19 protein-coding genes are annotated in these 20,311 nt (G+C 57.9%); 4 read left to right on the forward strand and 15 right to left on the reverse strand.

All coding sequences use genetic code 11. The features are described from left to right. Positions 1-8: 8 nt before the first annotated feature. Both frsA and gpt read right to left on the reverse strand, forming a co-directional pair. Positions 9-1,253 carry an esterase FrsA gene (gene frsA / locus KK102_RS08260; protein WP_216357340.1) on the reverse strand — a complete coding sequence of 415 codons (1,245 nt, stop codon included), beginning with the start codon at positions 1,251-1,253 and terminating at the stop codon, positions 9-11. Between the two features lie 104 nt (positions 1,254-1,357). Then, on the reverse strand, positions 1,358-1,816 hold the full coding sequence (gpt, locus tag KK102_RS08265) for a xanthine phosphoribosyltransferase (RefSeq protein ID WP_010427903.1): 459 nt from the start codon (positions 1,814-1,816) through the stop codon (positions 1,358-1,360). 260 nt (positions 1,817-2,076) lie between these two features. Between gpt and pepD the strand changes: the two genes are divergently transcribed. Next, positions 2,077-3,534 (forward strand): cytosol nonspecific dipeptidase, encoded by a 1,458-nt coding sequence (gene pepD, locus KK102_RS08270; RefSeq protein ID WP_216357341.1) that lies wholly within the window; start codon positions 2,077-2,079, stop codon positions 3,532-3,534. Between the two features lie 76 nt (positions 3,535-3,610). Here pepD and dinB read toward each other — a convergent pair whose 3' ends face one another. The 8 genes from dinB to KK102_RS08310 form a co-directional block, all read right to left on the reverse strand. Next, the gene (gene dinB, locus KK102_RS08275) at positions 3,611-4,669 is read right to left on the reverse strand and encodes a DNA polymerase IV (protein WP_126546465.1); all 1,059 of its coding nucleotides are present in this window, start codon (positions 4,667-4,669) and stop codon (positions 3,611-3,613) included. 109 nt (positions 4,670-4,778) lie between these two features. After that, a complete protein-coding gene (gene nqrM, locus KK102_RS08280; protein ID WP_126546481.1) occupies positions 4,779-4,979 on the reverse strand; it encodes a (Na+)-NQR maturation NqrM in 201 nt (66 codons plus the stop codon). A 2-nt stretch (positions 4,980-4,981) separates the two neighbouring features. After that, positions 4,982-6,205 carry an NADH:ubiquinone reductase (Na(+)-transporting) subunit F gene (nqrF, locus tag KK102_RS08285; RefSeq protein ID WP_126546466.1) on the reverse strand — a complete coding sequence of 408 codons (1,224 nt, stop codon included), beginning with the start codon at positions 6,203-6,205 and terminating at the stop codon, positions 4,982-4,984. Between the two features lie 10 nt (positions 6,206-6,215). Further along, positions 6,216-6,812, reverse strand: a complete 597-nt coding sequence (nqrE, locus tag KK102_RS08290) for an NADH:ubiquinone reductase (Na(+)-transporting) subunit E (RefSeq protein WP_023334613.1) — start codon at positions 6,810-6,812, stop codon at positions 6,216-6,218. Between the two features lie 6 nt (positions 6,813-6,818). Then, positions 6,819-7,457 (reverse strand): NADH:ubiquinone reductase (Na(+)-transporting) subunit D, encoded by a 639-nt coding sequence (locus tag KK102_RS08295; RefSeq protein WP_024909466.1) that lies wholly within the window; start codon positions 7,455-7,457, stop codon positions 6,819-6,821. Beyond that, positions 7,450-8,244 (reverse strand): Na(+)-translocating NADH-quinone reductase subunit C, encoded by a 795-nt coding sequence (locus KK102_RS08300; protein ID WP_010427893.1) that lies wholly within the window; start codon positions 8,242-8,244, stop codon positions 7,450-7,452. The genes KK102_RS08295 and KK102_RS08300 overlap by 8 nt, the downstream gene beginning before the upstream one ends. Continuing rightward, positions 8,237-9,472 (reverse strand): NADH:ubiquinone reductase (Na(+)-transporting) subunit B, encoded by a 1,236-nt coding sequence (locus KK102_RS08305; RefSeq protein WP_126546467.1) that lies wholly within the window; start codon positions 9,470-9,472, stop codon positions 8,237-8,239. The genes KK102_RS08300 and KK102_RS08305 overlap by 8 nt, the downstream gene beginning before the upstream one ends. A 2-nt stretch (positions 9,473-9,474) precedes the next feature. Beyond that, positions 9,475-10,818 carry a Na(+)-translocating NADH-quinone reductase subunit A gene (locus KK102_RS08310; RefSeq protein ID WP_216357342.1) on the reverse strand — a complete coding sequence of 448 codons (1,344 nt, stop codon included), beginning with the start codon at positions 10,816-10,818 and terminating at the stop codon, positions 9,475-9,477. 299 nt (positions 10,819-11,117) lie between these two features. On the opposite strand from KK102_RS08310, the gene dpaA reads away from it, so the two are divergent. Then, a complete protein-coding gene (dpaA, locus tag KK102_RS08315; protein ID WP_010427887.1) occupies positions 11,118-11,858 on the forward strand; it encodes a peptidoglycan meso-diaminopimelic acid protein amidase in 741 nt (246 codons plus the stop codon). On the opposite strand, the gene KK102_RS08320 is transcribed toward dpaA, so the two are convergent. Both KK102_RS08320 and lpcA read right to left on the reverse strand, forming a co-directional pair. Continuing rightward, positions 11,829-12,596, reverse strand: a complete 768-nt coding sequence (locus KK102_RS08320; RefSeq protein ID WP_010427885.1) for a class II glutamine amidotransferase — start codon at positions 12,594-12,596, stop codon at positions 11,829-11,831. The genes dpaA and KK102_RS08320 overlap by 30 nt on opposite strands. Before the next feature lie 46 nt (positions 12,597-12,642). Continuing rightward, the gene (lpcA, locus tag KK102_RS08325) at positions 12,643-13,221 is read right to left on the reverse strand and encodes a D-sedoheptulose 7-phosphate isomerase (RefSeq protein ID WP_010427884.1); all 579 of its coding nucleotides are present in this window, start codon (positions 13,219-13,221) and stop codon (positions 12,643-12,645) included. 239 nt (positions 13,222-13,460) lie between these two features. Here lpcA and fadE point away from each other — a divergent pair, with 239 nt between their 5' ends. Further along, positions 13,461-15,905, forward strand: a complete 2,445-nt coding sequence (fadE, locus tag KK102_RS08330; RefSeq protein ID WP_216357343.1) for an acyl-CoA dehydrogenase FadE — start codon at positions 13,461-13,463, stop codon at positions 15,903-15,905. A gap of 108 nt (positions 15,906-16,013) precedes the next feature. Then, a complete protein-coding gene (locus KK102_RS08335; RefSeq protein ID WP_216357344.1) occupies positions 16,014-16,784 on the forward strand; it encodes an amidohydrolase in 771 nt (256 codons plus the stop codon). A gap of 85 nt (positions 16,785-16,869) precedes the next feature. Here KK102_RS08335 and KK102_RS08340 read toward each other — a convergent pair whose 3' ends face one another. From KK102_RS08340 to KK102_RS08350, 3 genes are read right to left on the reverse strand one after another with little or no spacing between them, the layout of a single operon-like run. After that, complete coding sequence (locus KK102_RS08340) at positions 16,870-18,471, reverse strand: gamma-glutamyltransferase family protein (protein WP_216357345.1); 1,602 nt, start codon at positions 18,469-18,471, stop codon at positions 16,870-16,872. Positions 18,472-18,480: 9 nt separating this feature from the next. Then, a complete protein-coding gene (locus KK102_RS08345) occupies positions 18,481-19,356 on the reverse strand; it encodes an ABC transporter permease (RefSeq protein WP_216357346.1) in 876 nt (291 codons plus the stop codon). A 2-nt stretch (positions 19,357-19,358) separates the two neighbouring features. Then, positions 19,359-20,300, reverse strand: coding sequence for an ABC transporter permease (locus KK102_RS08350; RefSeq protein WP_015571382.1), 942 nt, complete (start codon positions 20,298-20,300; stop codon positions 19,359-19,361). Positions 20,301-20,311 lie beyond the last annotated feature (11 nt).

The raw sequence follows: 20,311 nt of genomic DNA on the forward strand, positions 1-20,311 counted from the left end.
GCAATCTATTAACACAATCTCTGCGCGATCCAGCGCGTAATCTCTTTTAACGCCTTGTCAAAATTCTGATACACCGGGCTGAATGGCACTTCAAGCAATTTGCCATCCGAAGATGACGACGTGATTAAGCGCGACTCCTCCTCCGGGCTGAAGGGATCGTTTTTCCAGAAACCTGACAGCATCGGCGTTGGGCAGCGGCGTCCCAGCAACCCCTGCGTTTTTAACGAGTAGCGATTGAGCTCAACGCGCAGCGCTTCGTCTGATGCATCATGCATGCCAAGACGACTGGCCAGCACATCAAGGTACATCTCAGGCACGCTGCCCTGACGGGCAGGATCGCTAAGCAGCGCGTGAACCACCGGGCCCAGACAGGCCACGGCCTTCAGGCGCGATGTTTCAAGATAGGCCAGACGCACCGCGACGTTTGCACCAAAGCGGAAGCCAAATGCCGCCACGCGAGTGTGGTCAACCCACGGAATATTTTCCAGCGCTTTTAGCGCATGCTGGTGCAGCAGGCTGGAATCCTGAGTCAATTTCCACTTCGACGAGAAGCCTATAGAAGGCATGTCGAGCGTCAGCATCGCAATCCCTTTTGGTGCAAAGTAGCGCTCAAACAGGCTGTAATAATCAATTTGCAGGGAATCCAGCCCACCGCACATCAGTACGGTCGGAAACGGGCCGTCACCTTCCGGCATGTGCAGGAACCCTGTGACGGGTGTGCCACCTGGGATGCTGAACTCAAGCTCGCGCATCTGGCCGGGCAAACGCTGAGCCGCCTCTTCATATGCGCGGTTCGCCAGCGCCTGGGCCTGCTCCGCCAGCTCATCCCCTTTCAGATGTGGATACGCGGCAATGGCGTAGAGATTGGCCGCATGCAGCCAGTGCTTGCCGCTACGCGCGGCATCCTCTTCCTGGCTGGCTTTTTGCTGCCAGAGCATCGCCTGCTTCGACCACTCATAGATCCAGTTGCCGCCGCGATAGCCCACCACCGTATCGTAAAGCTCGCTGTCGGTCCGTTCAGATTCGCTCATGACGATACGCGCCTGCACGTCAAGGATTTCACGCGGATCGATACCGCGCCAGATCCACATCAGGCGGTTAATCATGCGATACCAGTGGGGCACGTTTTTACCGTCTAACGCAGACTGGACGGCAGGCATGGTCCCCGGATTAAACCGGCGCACCAGCGTCGACGTTTCAGGGTGTTTGAAACGGGGTTTGAAGAGAGTTTCGGTGAGATTCGCCTGCGTCATTGCGTTGCCTCCATGGATACGTCATATAACGTCCATTGTAACGCGTGGCAGGATAAAAAGAACAACGCCCGGCATTGCCGGGCGTGTAAAGTTACGTACTGGGATTAACGGCCTGAAATAGGCGGTACGAAGACCACGCCCATATCCCATGGCTGTTCAATCCAGGTATCCTGCGGGATATCAATCACGTAATCGTCAACCAGTGGGCGACCCGCCGGTTTTGCGAAGATCGTGACGAAGTGCGCTTTTGGATACATTTCACGGATAGCCACCGCGGTACCACCGGTATCGACCAGATCGTCAATAACGATGAAGCCTTCACCGTCGCCTTCCGCGCGTTTCAGCACGGTCAGCTCGCGCTGGTTGTCGTGGTCATAGCTGGAGATACATACGGTATCGACATGACGAATACCCAGCTCACGTGCCAACAGCGCCCCCGGTACCAGACCGCCGCGGCTAACGGCAATAATGCCTTTCCACTGCTCGGAAGGCATCAGACGCGCAGCCAGTTTGCGTGCGTGAATCTGCAACATGTCCCAGGTGACGACGTATTTTTCGCTCATGTGAAGTGTCCCAGCCTGTTTATATACGGCTTAAAAAGTGTTCGAGGGGGAAATAGGTTGCGCGAGATTATAGAGATCTGACGCACTAAAAACCAGTGTTTAGCGCCCCGAGCCTGAGTTTTTACATGCTTTATGCTACCCGCCGTCGGAGAAAGTGGTATTCTCAGTTTCATCTCGCAAGCCTGTCTTGTGGTAACTATTAACCTGCTAACCCTGTGACCTGCAACCCCGTTTGCAGCGCATCGACAAGGAGACTTATCGTGTCTGAACTGTCTCAATTATCTCCACAGCCGCTGTGGGATATTTTTGCCAAAATCTGTTCCATTCCACACCCTTCCTACCATGAAGAACAGCTTGCCGAACACATTATGGGCTGGGCGAAGGAAAAAGGTCTGCACGCCGAGCGCGACCAGGTTGGCAACATTCTGATCCGCAAGCCCGCCACCGCAGGCATGGAAAACCGTAAACCGGTTGTGCTGCAGGCGCACCTGGACATGGTTCCGCAGAAAAACAACGACACCGTTCACGACTTCACTAAAGACCCGATTCAACCGTACATCGACGGCGAGTGGGTGAAAGCGCGCGGCACCACCCTGGGCGCGGATAACGGCATCGGTATGGCCTCTGCGCTGGCGGTGCTGGCTGACGACAGCGTTGAGCACGGTCCGCTGGAAGTGCTGCTGACCATGACCGAAGAAGCAGGCATGGACGGCGCGTTCGGTCTGCAGGCCAACTGGCTGCAGGCGGACATCCTGATCAACACCGACTCCGAAGAAGAAGGTGAGATTTACATGGGCTGCGCGGGCGGGATTGATTTCATCTCTACCCTGCCGCTGTCTCGTGAAGCGATTCCTGCGGGCTACCAGACCTTCAAGCTGACGCTGAAAGGGCTGAAGGGCGGCCACTCCGGCGGTGATATTCACCTGGGTCTGGGCAACGCCAACAAGCTGCTGGCTCGCTTCCTGGCAGGCCATGCGGCCGAGTTGGATCTGCGTCTGGTTGATTTCAACGGCGGTACCCTGCGCAACGCGATCCCACGCGAAGCCTTCGCTACCGTGGCAGTACCGGCGGCAAAAGCCGACGAGCTGAAAAAACTCTCCACCGTATACCTGGATATCCTGAAAAACGAACTGTCGGCGAAAGAGAAGAACCTGGCCGTGGTGCTGGAATCCGTCTCCACGGATAAAGCCGCGCTGACCGCACAGTCTCGTGACACCTTCGTTCAGCTGCTGAACGCGACGCCAAACGGCGTGATCCGCAACTCTGACGTGGCAAAAGGCGTGGTGGAAACCTCCCTGAACGTAGGCGTGGTGACCATGAGCGACGACAGCGCGGAGATCATCTGCCTGATCCGCTCCCTTATCGACAGCGGTAAAGAGTACGTGGTGAGCATGCTGGAGTCTCTGGGCACGCTGGCGGGCGCAAAAACGTCCGCAAAAGGCAGCTACCCGGGCTGGCAGCCGGATGCAAGTTCTCCGGTGATGGCGCTGGTGCGTGAAACCTATCAGCGTCTGTTCAACAGCACCCCGAACATTCAGGTGATCCACGCGGGTCTGGAATGCGGCCTGTTCAAGAAGCCGTATCCGGATATGGACATGGTATCTATCGGGCCAACCATTACCGGACCGCACTCGCCGGATGAGCAGGTTCATATCGAAAGCGTTGGCCATTACTGGACGCTGCTGACGGAACTGCTGAAAGCGATCCCCGCTAAGTAATACCCTCACCCTAGCCCTCTCCCACAGGGAGAGGGTGAAAAACGCAGGCCCGGTAAGCGTAGCGCACCGGGCTTTTTTACAATCCCAATACCAGCTGCCGCTCTAACTGCGGATCCAGCAGCGTGACGTGCAATCCCACCAGCCTCACCCCTCGCCCGCCCCGGCGCTCTTCCCATGCCTTTTTTGCCGTCGCGATAAGATCGTCTTTATTCAGACGCGGCCAGACGTGTTCCTGCGTGGTTTGCTGGAAGTCGTTGAATTTGAGCTTGATGCCCTGCCGGGCGATCAGCAGGTCCGGCTTCACCTTGGTTAAGCGTCGCTCCAGCTCAGGGTAAAGCTGTTCCGTGATAATGGCCTCGCACTCGGACCAGTCATGAATATCTTCAATGAGGGTGCGCTCAACGCCGACGGATTTCCGCAGCCGTTCGCTGTTCACATCGCGATCGTCAATCCCCTGGCTGCGCTCCCACAGCACGCGGCCAAACTTTCCGAAGCGCTTGAGCAGCATGGCGAGGTCGCTTCGCTGCACGTCTTCGCAGGTGCGCAACCCCATGCTTTCAAGCTTAGCGGCGGAGACTTTCCCCACGCCGGGGATTTTACCGAGCGGCAGCGTTTTCAAAAACGCAGGCACCTCTTCCGGCGTGATGACGTACTGGCCGTTGGGCTTATTTAAATCGGAGGCAATTTTGGCGAGGAATTTAACGGGCGCGACGCCCGCAGACGCCGTCAGATTCAGCTCGTTGAAAATCGTCTGGCGGATCTCCTGGGCCATCAGCGTGGCGGAGCCGTGGCAGTGCACGCTGTCGGTCACATCCAGATAGGCTTCGTCCAGCGACAGCGGCTCTATCAGAGAGGTATAGCGGGAGAAAATTTCCCGAATATGAAGGGAAGCCTCTTTATAGGCGTCGAACCGCCCGGGCAGAAGCGTGAGATGAGGACAAAGCTTTAAGGCCATCGCCGTCGGCATGGCGCTGCGCACGCCAAATTTGCGCGCAGGGTAGTTGGCGGTGCTGATCACCCCACGCTGAACGCGGCTGCCGCCAATGGCGATGGGAATATCCCGCAGCGCCGGGTTGTCACGCATCTCCACTGCGGCAAAAAAGCAGTCCATATCGACATGGATTATTTTGCGCATAGTAAGCCCTCACTCATCACTGGATAAGTATACAGTAAATAAATGAGGGTTGAGAAGTATGCGTGGGAATTGTCGGGTGGCGGCTTTGCCTGACCCGACCGACAAAAACTTAAATAATGCGCTGCTGCTCGCGGGCCATTCTCTTTTTCCGCGCATCGCACGGTTCCGGGCAGTCGCAGACCTTTTCCATCCCAAGGGATGATATACCGCCACAGCTGCCCTGAATGCTTTTCCGCTTAACGATCCAGCCTAACGACATGCCGAGCACCACCAGCACAAACACCGCGAATGTTGCCAGAAACGTCAGCATCATCAGCCTCCAAAATCATCAAGCATGATGTTCTCATCTTCGACGCCAAGATCTTTAAGCATCTTAATCACGGCGGCGTTCATCATCGGCGGACCACACATATAGAACTCGCAGTCTTCCGGTGCCGGGTGCTGCTTGAGGTAGTTTTCGTACAGCACGTTGTGGATGAAGCCCGTATAGCCCGTCCAGTTATCTTCCGGCTGCGGATCGGAAAGCGCCACGTGGAAGGTAAAGTTCGGGTTCTCACGCGCCAGCTGTTCAAACTCGTCGTCGTAGAACATTTCGCGCAGGGAACGTGCCCCGTACCAGAAGCTGATTTTACGCTGGCTGCCGAGCCGCTTGAGCTGGTCAAAAATGTGCGAGCGCATCGGGGCCATACCGGCACCGCCGCCGATAAAGACCATTTCCGCGTCGGTATCTTTCGCGAAGAACTCCCCGAACGGACCGGAGATGGTCACCTTATCGCCCGGCTTCAGGGACCAGATGTATGACGACATCACGCCCGGCGGCGCATCCGGCACATTCGGTGGCGGCGTGGCGATACGCACGTTGAGCATAATAATGCCCTTCTCTTCCGGATAGTTAGCCATGGAGTAAGCGCGCAACGCCGGCTCTTTTACTTCGGAAACAAAGCGGAAGAGATTGAATTTATCCCAGTCGGCCCGGTACTCCTCAGGCACGTCGAAGTCGGCATACGCCACGGTGTGTGCCGGACAATCAATCTGGATATACCCGCCCGCGCGGAACGGGACGCTCTCCCCTTCAGGGACACGCAGCTTAAGCTCTTTAATGAACGTGGCTTTGTTATCGTTAGAGATAACCTCGCACTCCCATTTTTTGACGCCGAAGATCTCTTCCGGCAGCTCAATCTTCATGTTCTGGCGTACCGCGACCTGACAGGCCAGACGACAGCCCTCTTTCGCTTCACGCTTGGTGATATGCGACAGTTCAGTAGGCAGGATGTCACCGCCCCCCTCCTTCACCGTCACACGGCACTGCCCGCATGAGCCACCGCCGCCGCAGGCTGACGAGACAAAGATCCCATTGCCCGAGAGCGTATTGAGCAGTTTGTCCCCTGCCGGGGTACGGATCTGATTTTGCGGGTCATCATTGATATCAATAATGACATCGCCGGCGTTCACCAGCTTTGCACGCGCCGCCAGAATCAGACCTGACAGCACCAGAACAATCAGCGTGAACATCACCACGCCAAGAATAATTTCCATCTGTTAGCCCTTATAGCTGCACACCGGAGAAGGACATAAAGCCCAACGCCATCAGGCCGGTGGTGATAAAGGTGATCCCTAAGCCGCGCAGACCCGCAGGCACGTTGGCATATTTCATTTTTTCGCGGATCCCCGCCATGGTGACAATCGCCAGCATCCAGCCGATGCCGGAGCCGAAACCGTACACCACGGATTCGCTGAAGTTGTAATCGCGCTGAACCATAAACGAGACGCCGCCGAAGATGGCGCAGTTCACCGCGATCAGCGGCAGGAAGATCCCCAGCGCGTTGTACAGCGACGGGAAATACTTATCGAGGATCATCTCCAGGATTTGCACCAGCGCCGCGATCACCCCGATAAAGGTGATGAAGTTGAGAAAGCTGAGATCGACCCCTTCCACCAGCGCGCCGTCCCGCAGCACGAAGTTGTAGACCAGATTGTTAATCGGAACCGAAAGCCCCAACACAACGGTGACCGCCACGCCCAGCCCAAATGCCGTGGAAACCTTTTTAGACACGGCGAGGAACGTACACATGCCGAGGAAAAACGCGAGCGCCATGTTTTCAACAAACACCGCGCGCACAAACAAACTCAGGTAATGAGCCATTGTCGGTTACTCCTTTTCCTGCTGTTCTGGCTTCAGCGTACGAATCAGCCAGATCAGCAAACCGATAATGAAAAATGCGCTAGGGGCCAGCAGGAACAGACCGTTTGGCAGATACCATCCGCCGTTCTGCACCGTGTCCAGCACCGTGATGCCAAACAGCTTGCCGCTGCCAATCAGCTCGCGCAGGAACCCTACCGTCAGCAGGATCGCGCCGTAGCCGAGGCCGTTGCCGATACCGTCCATAAAGCTCGCGAGCGGCGGCATCTTCATGGCGTAAGCCTCTGCGCGGCCCATCACGATACAGTTGGTGATGATCAGCCCGACAAACACCGAAAGCTGTTTTGATGTTTCGTAGGCAAAAGCGCGCAGCAGCTGGTCGACCACGATCACCAGCGAGGCGATGATCGCCATCTGCACGATGATCCTCACGCTGTTGGGGATGTGGTGGCGGATCATCGAGATAAACATGCTGGAGAACGCCGTAACCAGCGTGACCGCCAGCGTCATCACCACCGCCGTTTCCAGCTTGGTCGTCACCGCCAGGGCCGAGCACACGCCCAGCACCTGCAGCGTGATCGGGTTATTGGCGAGCAGCGGGCCAATGAGCACCTTTTTGACTTCTTTCAGTTCACCCGTATCAGCCATTATTCAGCGCTCCTTCACGTACGTTTTTCAGGAAAGGACCAAAGCCAAGTTCGCCCATCCAGAAATCAAAACTGTGCTGCACCCCGTTTGAGGTGAGCGTCGCCCCTGAAAGGCCGTCGACGGCGTAGTCGTCACCCGGACGTGCCGCCCCTTTCATCACCTTCAGCGCGGGCTGACCGCTATCGTCGAGCACTTTCTTGCCAACAAACTGCGCGCGCCAGTTAGGGTTTTCAACCTCACCGCCCAACCCCGGCGTTTCGCCCTGATCGTAATACGTAATGCCTTTGACCGTGCGGCCATCCGTATCCAGTGCCACAAAGGCATACATCATTGACCACAGCCCGTTGCCGTAGATGGGCAAAACCACTTCCTGTACGCGTTTTTGCTCGTCACGCACCAGGTAGATCTCCGCGATGTTGCTGCGGCGCTTTATACCTGCCGGATCCTGCGATGCGTCAAGCACGGTGCTCATCTGCGGATCTTTCAGCGCCAGCGCCTGGTTATACTTCGCCGGGTCTTTATCCATCAGCTCACCGGTTTTTAGATCCACCAGCCGCGCGGTAATACGTTCGGCAAACACGTCTGCGACGTCGTCCTTGGTCATGCCTTCCTGCATCAGCCCGGCCACGGCGAGAATGTTACGCTGTTTATCCAGCGCGCGTTGCTCCTGCTGCAGCGGTTTTAACCCCACGGCAGACCCTGCTACCACAATGGAACAGACCAGACACAGTACCAGCACCACCAGCAGCGTTTTGCTGATGCTGTCGTTATTTTTAACCTCAGCCACGCGCCTTCCTCCGCTTAATGTTGGCGCGCACGACCAGATAGTCGAACAGCGGCGCAAACAGGTTGGCAAACAGAATGGCCAACATCATCCCTTCCGGATAGGCCGGGTTGACCACGCGAATCAGGACACACATCACGCCGATCAGCACGCCGTAGCTCCATTTACCCTTATCGGTAAACGACGCCGAGACGGGATCGGTCGCCATGAACATCATGCCAAACGCAAAGCCTCCCAGCACAAGGTGCCAGTACCACGGCATGGAGAACATCGGGTTAGTGCTTGAACCAATGAGATTGAACAGCGTTGCGGTAAGCACCATGCCGAGCATGACGCCGGCGACGATGCGCCAGGAGGCCACGCGACCAAAGAGAATGATTGCGCCACCAAGCAAAATCATCAGCGTCGAGACTTCCCCGATGGAACCCGGAATGTTGCCCATAAAGGCATCGAACCAGGTGACCGGCTGGCCGGTAGCATTGTTAACCAAGGTTTCGCCGCCGCCTGCCGCCCACTGCGAAAGCGGCGTCGCGCCGGAGAAACCGTCGGCTGCCGTCCACACCAGGTCGCCGGAGATCTGCGCCGGATAGGCAAAGAACAGGAACGCACGCCCCGCCAGCGCCGGGTTGAGGAAGTTGCGTCCGGTCCCGCCGAAGATCTCTTTGGCAATCACCACGCCAAAGCTGATCCCCATTGCCGCCTGCCAGAGCGGCAGCGTTGGTGGAACAATCAGAGCAAACAGAATGGAAGTAACAAAGAAGCCTTCGTTGATCTCATGTTTGCGAATAATGGCAAACAGCACTTCCCAGAAGCCGCCCACAATAAAGACCGTGATGTAGATCGGCAGGAAGAAGACCGCGCCCAGCGTCATCATACTCAGCCAGCCCGCGTCGGCCGCAAAGCTTACCCCCAGAGACTGCGCCAGGCGGTAATGCCAGTCGGACTGGATCACCTGCGCCAGCTGCTGTGCATCGTACATGTGGTGCAGTGCCGGAATGGTCTGCAGGCCGACGTTGTACATGCCCCAGAACATGGCCGGGAAGACGGCAAACCACACCAGGATCATCATTCGCTTGAGATCGATGGCGTCGCGCACGTGCGCCGCCCCTTTCGTCACCAGCCCCGGCGTGTAGAAAATGGTCGTTGTCGCTTCGTACAGCGGGTAGTACTTTTTGAGCTTCCCTTCGGTAAAGTGCGGCTCAATTTTTTCAAAGAGGTGTTTTAAGCCCATCGTTATCCTTCCTGCTCAATGCGGGTTAACACCTCGCGCAATACGGGTCCGTATTCGTATTTGCCTGGACACACATAGGTACAGAGCGCCAGATCTTCTTCGTCCAGCTCCAGGCAGCCCAGCGCCTGCGCGCCGTCGGTATCGCCGGCAAGAAGATCGCGCAGCAGCACGGTAGGCAAAATATCCAGCGGCATGACGCGCTCGTAGTTACCAATGGGTACCATCGCACGCTCACCGCCGTGGGTGCTGGTGGAGAAGTTGAAAAGCTTATGGCGCAGGAAGTGACCCAGCGTAGTGCGGGTTACGGAGTATTTTTCTGCACCAGGCAGAACCCAGCCGAACAGCTCTTTCTCACGCCCTTCCTGAACGATGCTCACCTGCAGATGGAAGCGCCCCAGATAAGCCTGCGCGCCAACGGCATGGCGGCCGCTAAGTACCGAACCGGAAATCAGGCGGTTTTCACCCGCTTTTGTTTCATCGGTCAGCAGTTCATTGATATCTGCACCTTGTAGCGTCTTCACCAGACGTGGGTTTGTCGCCTGCGGTCCACCAATGGCGATCGTGCGTTCTGCACACAGCTCACCCGTGGTAAAGAGCGTACCTATGGCAATCACGTCCTGATAATTCAGATGCCAGACCTGTTTTGTCAGGCTCACCGGTTCAAGGAAGTGGATATGTGTGCCAACCAGCCCCGCCGGATGCGGGCCAGCAAACTCATTAAACGTTACCTGCCCCTGCGGATGGCCGCCAAGCTTGCCGCCGCTCGCCTGGCAGACGTGGACCTTCCCGGGCGTCAGACGCGTTAAAAGGGTCAACCCGGCATCAAACGCCTTGCGCTGCGCCAGGATAATAGGCTGCGGATCCGCACTGAGCGGATTGGTGTCGATGGCGGTAACGAAAATAGCCGCCGGTACGGTTCCCGGAACCGGTGACTTGCTAAAGGGGCGCGTGCGAAGTGACGTCCACAACCCCGACGCCAGCAGCTGCGCCTCGACGGCTTCGCGGCTAAGCGTCGCGAGGTCGGCCATATCAAAACGCGCAAATTCGCGCTGCTCATCGCCTTCAAGGCGGATCACAACGGATTGCAGTACGCGGCGTTCACCGCGATGAATCGCCACAACGGTGCCGCTGGCCGGGGCCGTAAACAGGACGCCCGGATTTTTTTTATCCTCGAAGAGCGCCTGGCCTTTTATGACGCGATCGCCCTCTTGCACCAGCATTGCCGGGCGCATCCCCACATAATCGTCGCCCAAAATAGCGACATGACGAATGCTGGCCCCTTGCGCGACGTGCTGATCGGGCACACCGGAGATAGGCAGATCAAGTCCTTTTTTTATTCTAAACATGTAGTTAGCAGGTATCCATGAACAACAATCCAGAGGGAGTGAAGTGTACCATTTTCGTCCCTAAGGGGGCAGAGGATCCGCCTCCTGACGCGCCAAAATGCGAGCTATTACGCAAAGTTCCTGGAGTCAGGACGATTTGAATGGGTTATAAAGTAAAACTAATTTGTAAACACAAAGGTTGGCTCTTGCGAAAATCTTTATCGGTGCTAATGTGAGCGCTCCTGTCCAGATTAATCTGATTTCGGGTCTCTTTTGCCGTCCTGGCAATTTGGTCATGGTTTTATCAAGGAACTAGTAGTATGCGTAAAATCGCATTGTTCATTGCGATGCTTCTGATGCCGTGCATGTCGTTTGCCGGACTGCTCAGCAGTAATAGCTCAACGACGCCGGTTAGCAAAGAATATAAACAACAGCTGATGGGATCCCCGGTTTATATTCAAATCTTCAAGGAAGAACGCACTCTCGACCTGTTTGTGAAAATGGGTGAGACATATCAGCTGCTTGATAGTTACAAAATTTGTAACTACTCCGGCGGTTTGGGGCCAAAACAGCGTCAGGGCGATTTCAAAAGTCCGGAAGGGTTTTACAACGTTCAGCGTAATCAGCTAAAACCTGACAGCCGCTTCTATAAAGCCATTAACATCGGCTTCCCGAATGCCTATGACCGTGCACACGGTTATGAAGGTAAATACCTGATGATCCACGGTGCCTGCGTGTCTGTCGGCTGTTATGCGATGACCGACTCCGGCATTGATGAGATTTTCCAGTTCGTAACGGGCGCGCTGGTCTTTGGGCAGCCTAACGTACAGGTCAGCATCTATCCGTTCCGCATGACGGACGCCAACATGGCGCGTCACAAGTACTCCTACTACGCGGATTTCTGGAAACAGCTCAAGCCAGGTTACGACTACTTTGAGCAGACCCGCAAGCCACCGGTGGTCTCTATCGTCGATGGCCGTTACGTGGTCAGCAAGCCGCTGAGCCACGAAGTCGTCCACCCGCAGCTGGCGTCAAATTACACGGTCCCCGAGACAAAATAGTACCCACTCGCCTGGCATAATCTTTTGCCAGGTTTCGTTGCCCGTCAGCGGCTGCGTAGCAATGACTGTGACCACATCGTTCGGTGTGGTCTCCTTCTGAAAGTCTATCTCCACATCCTGATCGAGCAGCGTCGCAACGCCAAACGGCGCGCGGCGGGTGATCCAGAACAGATTCGTTGAGCAGAACGCCATCACGTAGCGGCCGTCAGAGAGCAGCATGTTGAACACGCCTTTTTCACGCAGCTCAGATGCCAGCGTCGCGATGTATTTGAACACGGCAGCCATGTTGCCGGGCGTGCGGGGATAGCGCTCCGTCAGCTTGTGCAGCAGCCAGCAGAAGGCTTTTTCACTGTCCGTTTCACCGACCGGACGGAAGTTTCCCGTCTCCAGCGACTTATAGCCCGTAAGCTGCCCGTTGTGCGCGTAGGTCCAGTTACGGCCCCACAGTTCTCGGGTAAACGGATGGGTATTTTCCAGCGCCACTTCGCCGCGGTTAGCCTGACGGATGTGGGCGATCACCGAGCGGGACTTGATGGGGTAGTCCTGCACCAGTTTGGCAATCGGTGAGTTAAAGCTGGGCTGTGGATCTTTGAACGTGCGACACCCTTTGCCTTCGTAGAAGGTGATGCCCCAGCCGTCTTTATGCGGCCCGGTTCCTCCACCGCGCTGAACCAGCCCGGTGAAACTAAAGCAGATATCGGTTGGCACATTGGCGCTCATCCCGAGCAGTTCGCACATACGTCACCTCCACAACAGCGGGGGCAAGAGTGCCCCCAGCGAAGTCTTACTTAACCATCTCTTTTTCGATCAGCTGGATCAGGATGTGGATCACTTTGATGTGAATTTCCTGAATGCGGTCAGCATAACCGAAGTGCGGAACGCGAATTTCAACGTCCGCCGTACCGTCCATCTTACCGCCATCTTTACCCGTCAGGGTGATGACTTTCATCCCTTTTTCACGCGCGGCGGCGATCGCTTTGATCACGTTGCCGGAGTTGCCGGAGGTTGAAATCCCCAGCAGCACGTCGCCTTCACGGCCTACCGCTTCAACGTAGCGGGAGAAGATGTGGTCGTAACCGAAGTCGTTGCCTACGCAGGAGATGTGGCTCACGTCGGAAATCGCAATCGCCGGGTAGCCCGGGCGGTTTTCGCGATAGCGTCCGGTCAGCTCTTCTGCGAAGTGCATGGCGTCACAGTGGGAGCCACCGTTACCGCAGGAGAGCACTTTGCCACCGGCTTTGAAGCTGTCGGCCAGCAGGACCGCTGCGCGCTGAATAGCGTGAATATTGGCATCATCTTTCAGAAAGTTCGCCAGCGTTTCCGCCGCTTCGTTCAGTTCGTTACGAATAAGATCCTGGTACATGAGGATAATCCTTCAGTATTGATGAAATAACACAGTGGAGTGTACCGGATAGCGTCAAAAGCGAGAAGCTAAAGCCATGCGAAACGTCCGGCGTTTTGTTTTTTCGTGCCGACGAAAACGCGAACAATGTGAACCAGGTTGTAATTATTTTGTAAACACATTGCTAAAGGAATTTACATCAACTACAACCATATCATCACAAGTGGTCAGACCTCCTACAAGCAAGGGAGCTTTTCTTTATGATGATTTTGAGCATTCTCGCAACCGTTGTTCTGCTCGGTGTGTTGTTCTATCACCGCGTAAGTTTATTCCTGAGCAGCCTGATTCTTCTGGCCTGGACGGCTGCGCTTGGCGTCGCAGGTCTCTGGAATATCTGGCTTTTAGTCCCTCTTGCCATCATTCTTCTGCCGTTTAACCTGGCGCCGATGCGTAAGTCGATGATCTCCGCGCCGGTGTTCAAGGGCTTCCGCAAAGTGATGCCGCCAATGTCGCGTACCGAGAAAGAAGCGATTGATGCGGGCACTACCTGGTGGGAAGGCGACCTGTTCCAGGGCAACCCGGACTGGAAAAAGCTGCATAACTACCCGCAGCCGCGCCTGACCGCGGAAGAACAGGCCTTTATTGACGGTCCTGTAGAAGAAGCCTGCCGTATGGCGAACGACTTTGCCATCACCCACGAAATGGCCGACCTGCCGCCAGAGCTGTGGGCGTACCTGAAAGAGCATCGCTTCTTCGCGATGATCATCAAGAAAGAGTACGGCGGTCTGGAGTTCTCCGCTTACGCTCAGGCTCGCGTCCTGCAAAAGCTGGCAGGCGTTTCCGGGATCCTGGCGATTACCGTTGGCGTGCCTAACTCCTTAGGCCCGGGCGAACTGCTGCAGCATTACGGTACGGAAGAGCAAAAAGATCACTACCTGCCGCGTCTGGCACGCGGTCAGGAAATTCCGTGCTTCGCGCTGACCAGCCCGGAAGCGGGCTCCGATGCGGGCGCGATCCCGGATACCGGCGTGGTCTGCATGGGCGAGTGGCAGGGCGAGCAGGTGCTGGGCATGCGCCTGACCTGGAACAAGCGTTATATCACCCTGGCGCCTATCGCCACCGTACTGGGTCTGGCCTTTAAGCTCTCTGACCCGGAAAAACTGCTGGGCGGCGATGAAGATCTGGGCATTACCTGTGCGCTGATCCCAACCTCTACCCCAGGCGTTGAAATTGGTCGTCGTCACTTCCCGCTGAACGTGCCGTTCCAGAACGGTCCGACCCGCGGCCAGGATATCTTTGTGCCGATTGACTACATCATCGGCGGTCCGAAAATGGCCGGTCAGGGCTGGCGTATGCTGGTGGAATGTCTGTCCGTGGGCCGCGGCATTACCCTGCCGTCGAACTCAACCGGCGGTCTGAAGTCGGTCGCGATGGGGATTGGCGCTTACGCCCATATCCGCCGTCAGTTCAAAATCTCCATCGGCAAGATGGAAGGAATCGAAGAGCCGCTGGCGCGTATCGCGGGCAATGCCTACGTGATGGATGCCGCTGCTTCTCTGATTACCTACGGCATTATGCTGGGCGAAAAACCGGCCGTACTGTCCGCCATTGTGAAGTACCACTGTACCCACCGCGCGCAGCAGTCGATCATTGACGCGATGGATATCGCAGGCGGTAAAGGCATTATGCTCGGCGAAGGCAACTTCCTGGCGCGCGGCTATCAGGGCGCACCGATTGCCATCACCGTGGAAGGGGCAAACATCCTGACCCGCAGCATGATGATCTTCGGTCAGGGCGCAATTCGCTGCCATCCATACGTTCTGGAAGAGATGGCCGCCGCGCAGAACAACGACGTGGATGCCTTCGATAAGCTGCTGTTCAAACATATCGGTCACGTGGGCAGCAACAAGGTGCGCAGCTTCTGGCTGGGCCTGACGCGCGGCCTCACCAGCGCGACGCCAACCGGCGATGCGACCAAACGTTACTACCAGCATCTGAACCGACTGAGCGCCAACCTGGCTCTGCTGTCTGACGTCTCCATGGCGGTGCTGGGCGGAAGCCTGAAGCGTCGCGAACGTATCTCCGCCCGTCTGGGTGATGTGCTGAGCCAGATCTTCCTGGCCTCTGCGGTCCTGAAGCGCTACGACGATGAAGGCCGTCAGGAAGCGGATCTGCCGCTGGTGCACTGGGGCGTACAGGATGCGATGTATCAGGCTGAACAGGCCATTGACGACCTGCTGGCGAACTTCCCGAACCGCTTCGTGGCGGGTGCCCTGCGCGCGGTGATCTTCCCGACCGGTCGTCACCACCTGGCGCCGTCCGACAAGCTGGACCACAAGGTGGCGAAGATCCTGCAGGTTCCGAGCGCAACCCGCTCCCGTATCGGTCGTGGTCAATATCTGACGCCGACGCCGCATAACCCGGTGGGTCTGCTGGAAGAGGCGCTGCTGGACGTGATGGCTGCCGATCCGATTCACCAGAAGATCTGTAAACAGCTGGGCAAAAACCTGCCGTTTACCCGTCTGGACGAACTGGCAAAACAGGCGCTGGCCGGTGGCATTATCAGTAAAGATGAAGCCGCTCTGCTGGTGAAAGCCGAAGAGAGCCGTCTGCGCAGTATTAACGTGGATGATTTCGAACCGGACGAGCTGGCGACGCAGCCGGTAAAGCTCCCGGAGAAGCACCGTAAACCTGAAGCAGCGTAACGCGTTTCGCTTGTACAAACCCCGCCTCGCGCGGGGTTTTTTATTGCCACATTTTCTCGTAATGACGTGCTACAGTGTCAAAAAGCGGTCTTTTGAGGAGTCTGTATCGTGCCTGGCTTGAAGATTTCGATTTTGCAGCAACCTTTAGTGTGGATGGATGGCCCCGCCAACCTGCGCCACTTCGATCGTCAACTGGAAGAGATTACCGGGCGTGATGTGATTGTCCTGCCGGAGATGTTCACTACGGGTTTTGCCATGGAAGCGGCGAAACAGTCGATGCCGCAGGATGAGGTGGTCGCCTGGATGCAGACCAAAGCGCAGGAGACCAACGCGCTCATTGCCGGTAGCGCCGCGCTACAAACCGAACGCGGACCGGTGAATCGCTTCCTGCTGGTGGAGCCGGGAGGAAAGGTGCACTTCTACGATAAGCGCCACCTGTTCCGCATGGCGGATGAGCACCATCACTATGAAGCGGGTAACGAACGCGTGGTGTTCGAGTGGCGCGGCTGGCGTATTTTGCCGCTGGTCTGCTACGACCTGCGCTTCCCGGTGTGGTCGCGCAACCGTAACGATTACGACCTGGCGCTGTATGTCGCCAACTGGCCTGCGCCGCGCTCGCTGCACTGGCAGGCGCTGCTGGTGGCGCGCGCAATTGAAAACCAGGCGTACGTGGTGGGCTGTAACCGCGTGGGAACCGACGGCAACGGGCATCACTACCGCGGCGACAGCCGGGTGGTGAATCCACAGGGCGAGATTATCGCCACCGCCGAGCCGCACCAGGCGACGCGCATTGATGCGGAGCTGTCGTTGACGGCGCTGAAGGAGTACCGGGAGAAGTTTCCGGCGTGGCAGGATGCGGATCCGTTTAGCATTGGTTGAATGATAGCCGGGTGGCGGCTACGCCTTACCCGGCCTACAAAGAGCACAGCGTAGGCCCGGTAAGCGCAGCGCCACCGGGCGTTAATTAACTCACCAGCGCCTGCCCGTCCTTGCGGCTTTCCGTCGCGGCCACGTAGTGCCCTTCCGGCAGGCGATAGATCACCTGCGCCCCGCCGAAGTTGTAATCCTGAAGCGGATCTTCCACCACGATCTGATGCCCGCGTTCGCGCAGCGCGGCAATCGTATTGCGATCGAACGTTGATTCAACGATCACCTCCCTGCCCTGCACCACGCGCCAGCGCGGGGCATCGATTGCCGCCTGCGGGTTTTGCCCGTGCAGCATGATGCGCAGCGCCATCTGCATGTGCCCCTGCGCCTGCATCGGCCCGCCCATTACGCCGAAGGACATCAGCGGCTGGCCGCTGCCGTCCATCGCAAAACCCGGAATGATGGTGTGGAACGGACGCTTACTGCCCGCCAGCACGTTCGGGTGATTTGGATCCAGCACAAACCCGCAGCCCCGGTTTTGCAGGCTGATCCCGGTATCCGGCACCACGATGCCTGAACCAAAGCCCATATAGTTGGACTGAATGAACGAGACCATCATCCCGCTGGCGTCGGCGGTGCTGATGTAGACCGTGCCGCTCTGCGTCGGGGAGCCGTAGACAAAATCAGAGGCTTTATCGTGGTCGATAAGCGCCGCGCGCGACTTCAGATAATGGTCGCTCAGCAGCTCTTTCGCCGCGAACGCCATGTGTTCTTCATCCGCCACGTAGCGGTCGAGATCCGCCAGCGCCAGCTTCATCGCCTCAATGGACAGATGCAGAGACTGCACGGAATCCGGGTGATGCTTCTCAATGCCGCACTGCTCAAGAATGCCGAGCGCAATCAGCGTGGCGATCCCCTGGCCGTTTGGCGGCAGCTCCTGCACCGAACCGCCCACGAAGTCGCGCGACAGCAGCTCGACCCAGTCCACGCGGTGGTTTGCCAGGTCCTCAGCCGTCAGGTGCGCACCGTGCTCTTTGGCAAAGGCGGCTATTTTCTGCGCCAGCTCGCCGCGGTAAAAGGCGTCGCCGTTGGTTTTCGCAATCAGCTCCAGCGAGTTCGCCTGCGCCGGGTTACGGAAGATTTCCCCCACGCGCGGGGCGCGGCCTTCCGGCGCGAAGCAGGCGCTGAAGCCCGGCTGATCTTTCAGCTTGTTATAGCCGCGCTGCCAGAGATGGCCAATCAGCGGGGAGACCGGGAAACCGTTGCGCGCGTAGTCAATGGCGGGCTGCGCCAGGGTGGTCAACGGCAGCGTGCCGAAGCGCTCCGCCAGAGCGACCCAGCCGGATACCGCCCCCGGCACGGTCACCGCGTCCCAGCCGATTTCCGGCACCGCGGTTTTACCGGCAAAGAGATCTGCATGCCAGCTGGCCGGCGAGCGGCCCGATGCGTTCAGACCGTGAAGCTTTTCACCGTCCCAGACGATAGCAAAGGCGTCGCTGCCGATCCCGTTGCCGGTCGGCTCAACCACCGTCAGCGCCATCGCGGTGGCAATCGCCGCATCGACGGCATTCCCCCCCAGCTGCAGCATTTTCATGCCCGCCTGCGCCGCCAGCGGCTGCGACGTCGCAACGGCGTTATGGCCCAGCATCGGCGGGCGTCGTGAATCGTAACCGGACGTAAAATCAAGCGTTTTGGTCATCATGACTCCTTAGTCGTGGCGCGGATCGAGCGCGTCGCGCAGCCCGTCGCCGAGTAAATTAAAGCCCTGCACGGCAAGGAAAATCGCCACGCCGGGGAACACGGACATCCACGGCGCCTGCTCAAGAAACCCTTTCGCGGTGTTGAGCATGGAGCCCCAGGAGGGGTTGGGCGGCTGCTGTCCCAGCCCTAAAAACGACAGGCTGGCTTCGGCGATAATCGCCGAGGCAATCGCCAGCGTGGCCTGCACCAGGATCGGCGACATTACGTTTGGCAGGACGTATTTAATGATGATCCAGCGATCCGGCAGGCCAATCGCCCGCGCGCCGTCGATGTACTCTTCGCTGCGAATGGCGATCACCTGGCCGCGCGTCAGGCGGGCGAAGATCGGCATCGCCGAAAGACCGATGGCGATCATCGCGTTGGTCAGGCTCGGGCCCAAAAATGCCCCCAGCGCGATCGCCATGATCAGGAACGGACAGGCCAGCAGCGCCTCGATAAAGCGCGAGATCACCCCGTCCCACATCTTCTGGAAGTAGCCCGCCACCAGCCCCAGCGGCACGCCGATAACCACCGCAATCACCACCGACATACAGCCCGCCATCAGCGAGGTGCGCGCCCCCCAGATAATGCGGGATAAAATGTCGCGCCCCAGCTCGTCGGTGCCGAACCAGTACATCGCCGACGGCGCTTTGCGCACCGCCAGAAAGTTGGCTTTAACCGGGTCGAACGGGGCAATCCACGGTGCCAGCAGCGCCACCAGCACAAAGAACCCCACTACCACCGCCCCAATCACCGCGCTTTTATTGCCGAGGAATTTCTTCAGCACCCGGTTCTGCGCGCGCGGCAGCGCGGGGGCAACGGTTTGCGTTGTCAGTTCCGCCATGGTTAACCTCGCATTTTCGGGTTGATAAGGACGTAGAGCACGTCGGCCAGCAGGTTGAGCATCAGGAAGCCAATCGCCACGATCAGCACCACGCCCTGCACCACCGCGTAGTCACGGTTGAATACCGAGTCGACGATCATCTTGCCGAAGCCCGGAATGGTGAAGACCTGCTCGGTCAGCACCGCGCCGCCCAGCAGTTCGCCGAACAGCAGCGTGGTGAGGGTGATCACCGGCACCAGCGCGTTGCGAAAAGCGTGCTTCAGGATCACCGCCTTCGGCAGCAGCCCTTTCGCCCGCGCGGTACGAATGTAATCCGCTTTCAGCACGGCAATCATCGAAGCGCGGGTGTGGCGCATCAGCGTTGCCGCGAGGCCCGTTCCGAGCACGGACGCGGGCAGCAGCAGCGTGCGCAGGTTCTGGATCGGATCTTCACTGAACGGCACGTAGCCGGAGGCGGGTAGCCACTGCAGGTTCACTGAAAAAACCAGAATCAGCAGGATCCCCAGCCAGAAGTGCGGGATCGAGATCCCCGAGATCGCCACGAAGTTCGCCCCGTGATCGACCCAGCTGTTTTTGTTCACCGCCGCGAGGATCCCCATGCTGATGCCAAACACCAGCGCGATAATCATCGCCAGCAGCGACAGCTCCAGCGTGACCGGCAGCTTGCTGGCGATCAGCTGCGTCACCGGTTCATGCGTGCGTAAGGAGACGCCCAGATCGCCCTGCAGCGCCCGCGTCAGCCAGTGGAAATACTGCACGGGGATCGGCGCATCGAGGTTCAGCTCCGCGCGCAGCTGGGCGATGACCGCCGGATCGCGCTCCTCGCCGGCCATGGCGATTAGCGGGTCGCCGGGCAGCAGCTTTTGCAGCCCGAACACCATCATGCTCACCAGCAGTAGCGTCGGGACGGCCAGCAGCAGACGTTTGCAAATCAGTTCCAGCATGGGCTCTCCTC

This window comes from Enterobacter quasimori, from assembly GCF_018597345.1.
Lineage (GTDB): Bacteria > Pseudomonadota > Gammaproteobacteria > Enterobacterales > Enterobacteriaceae > Enterobacter > Enterobacter mori.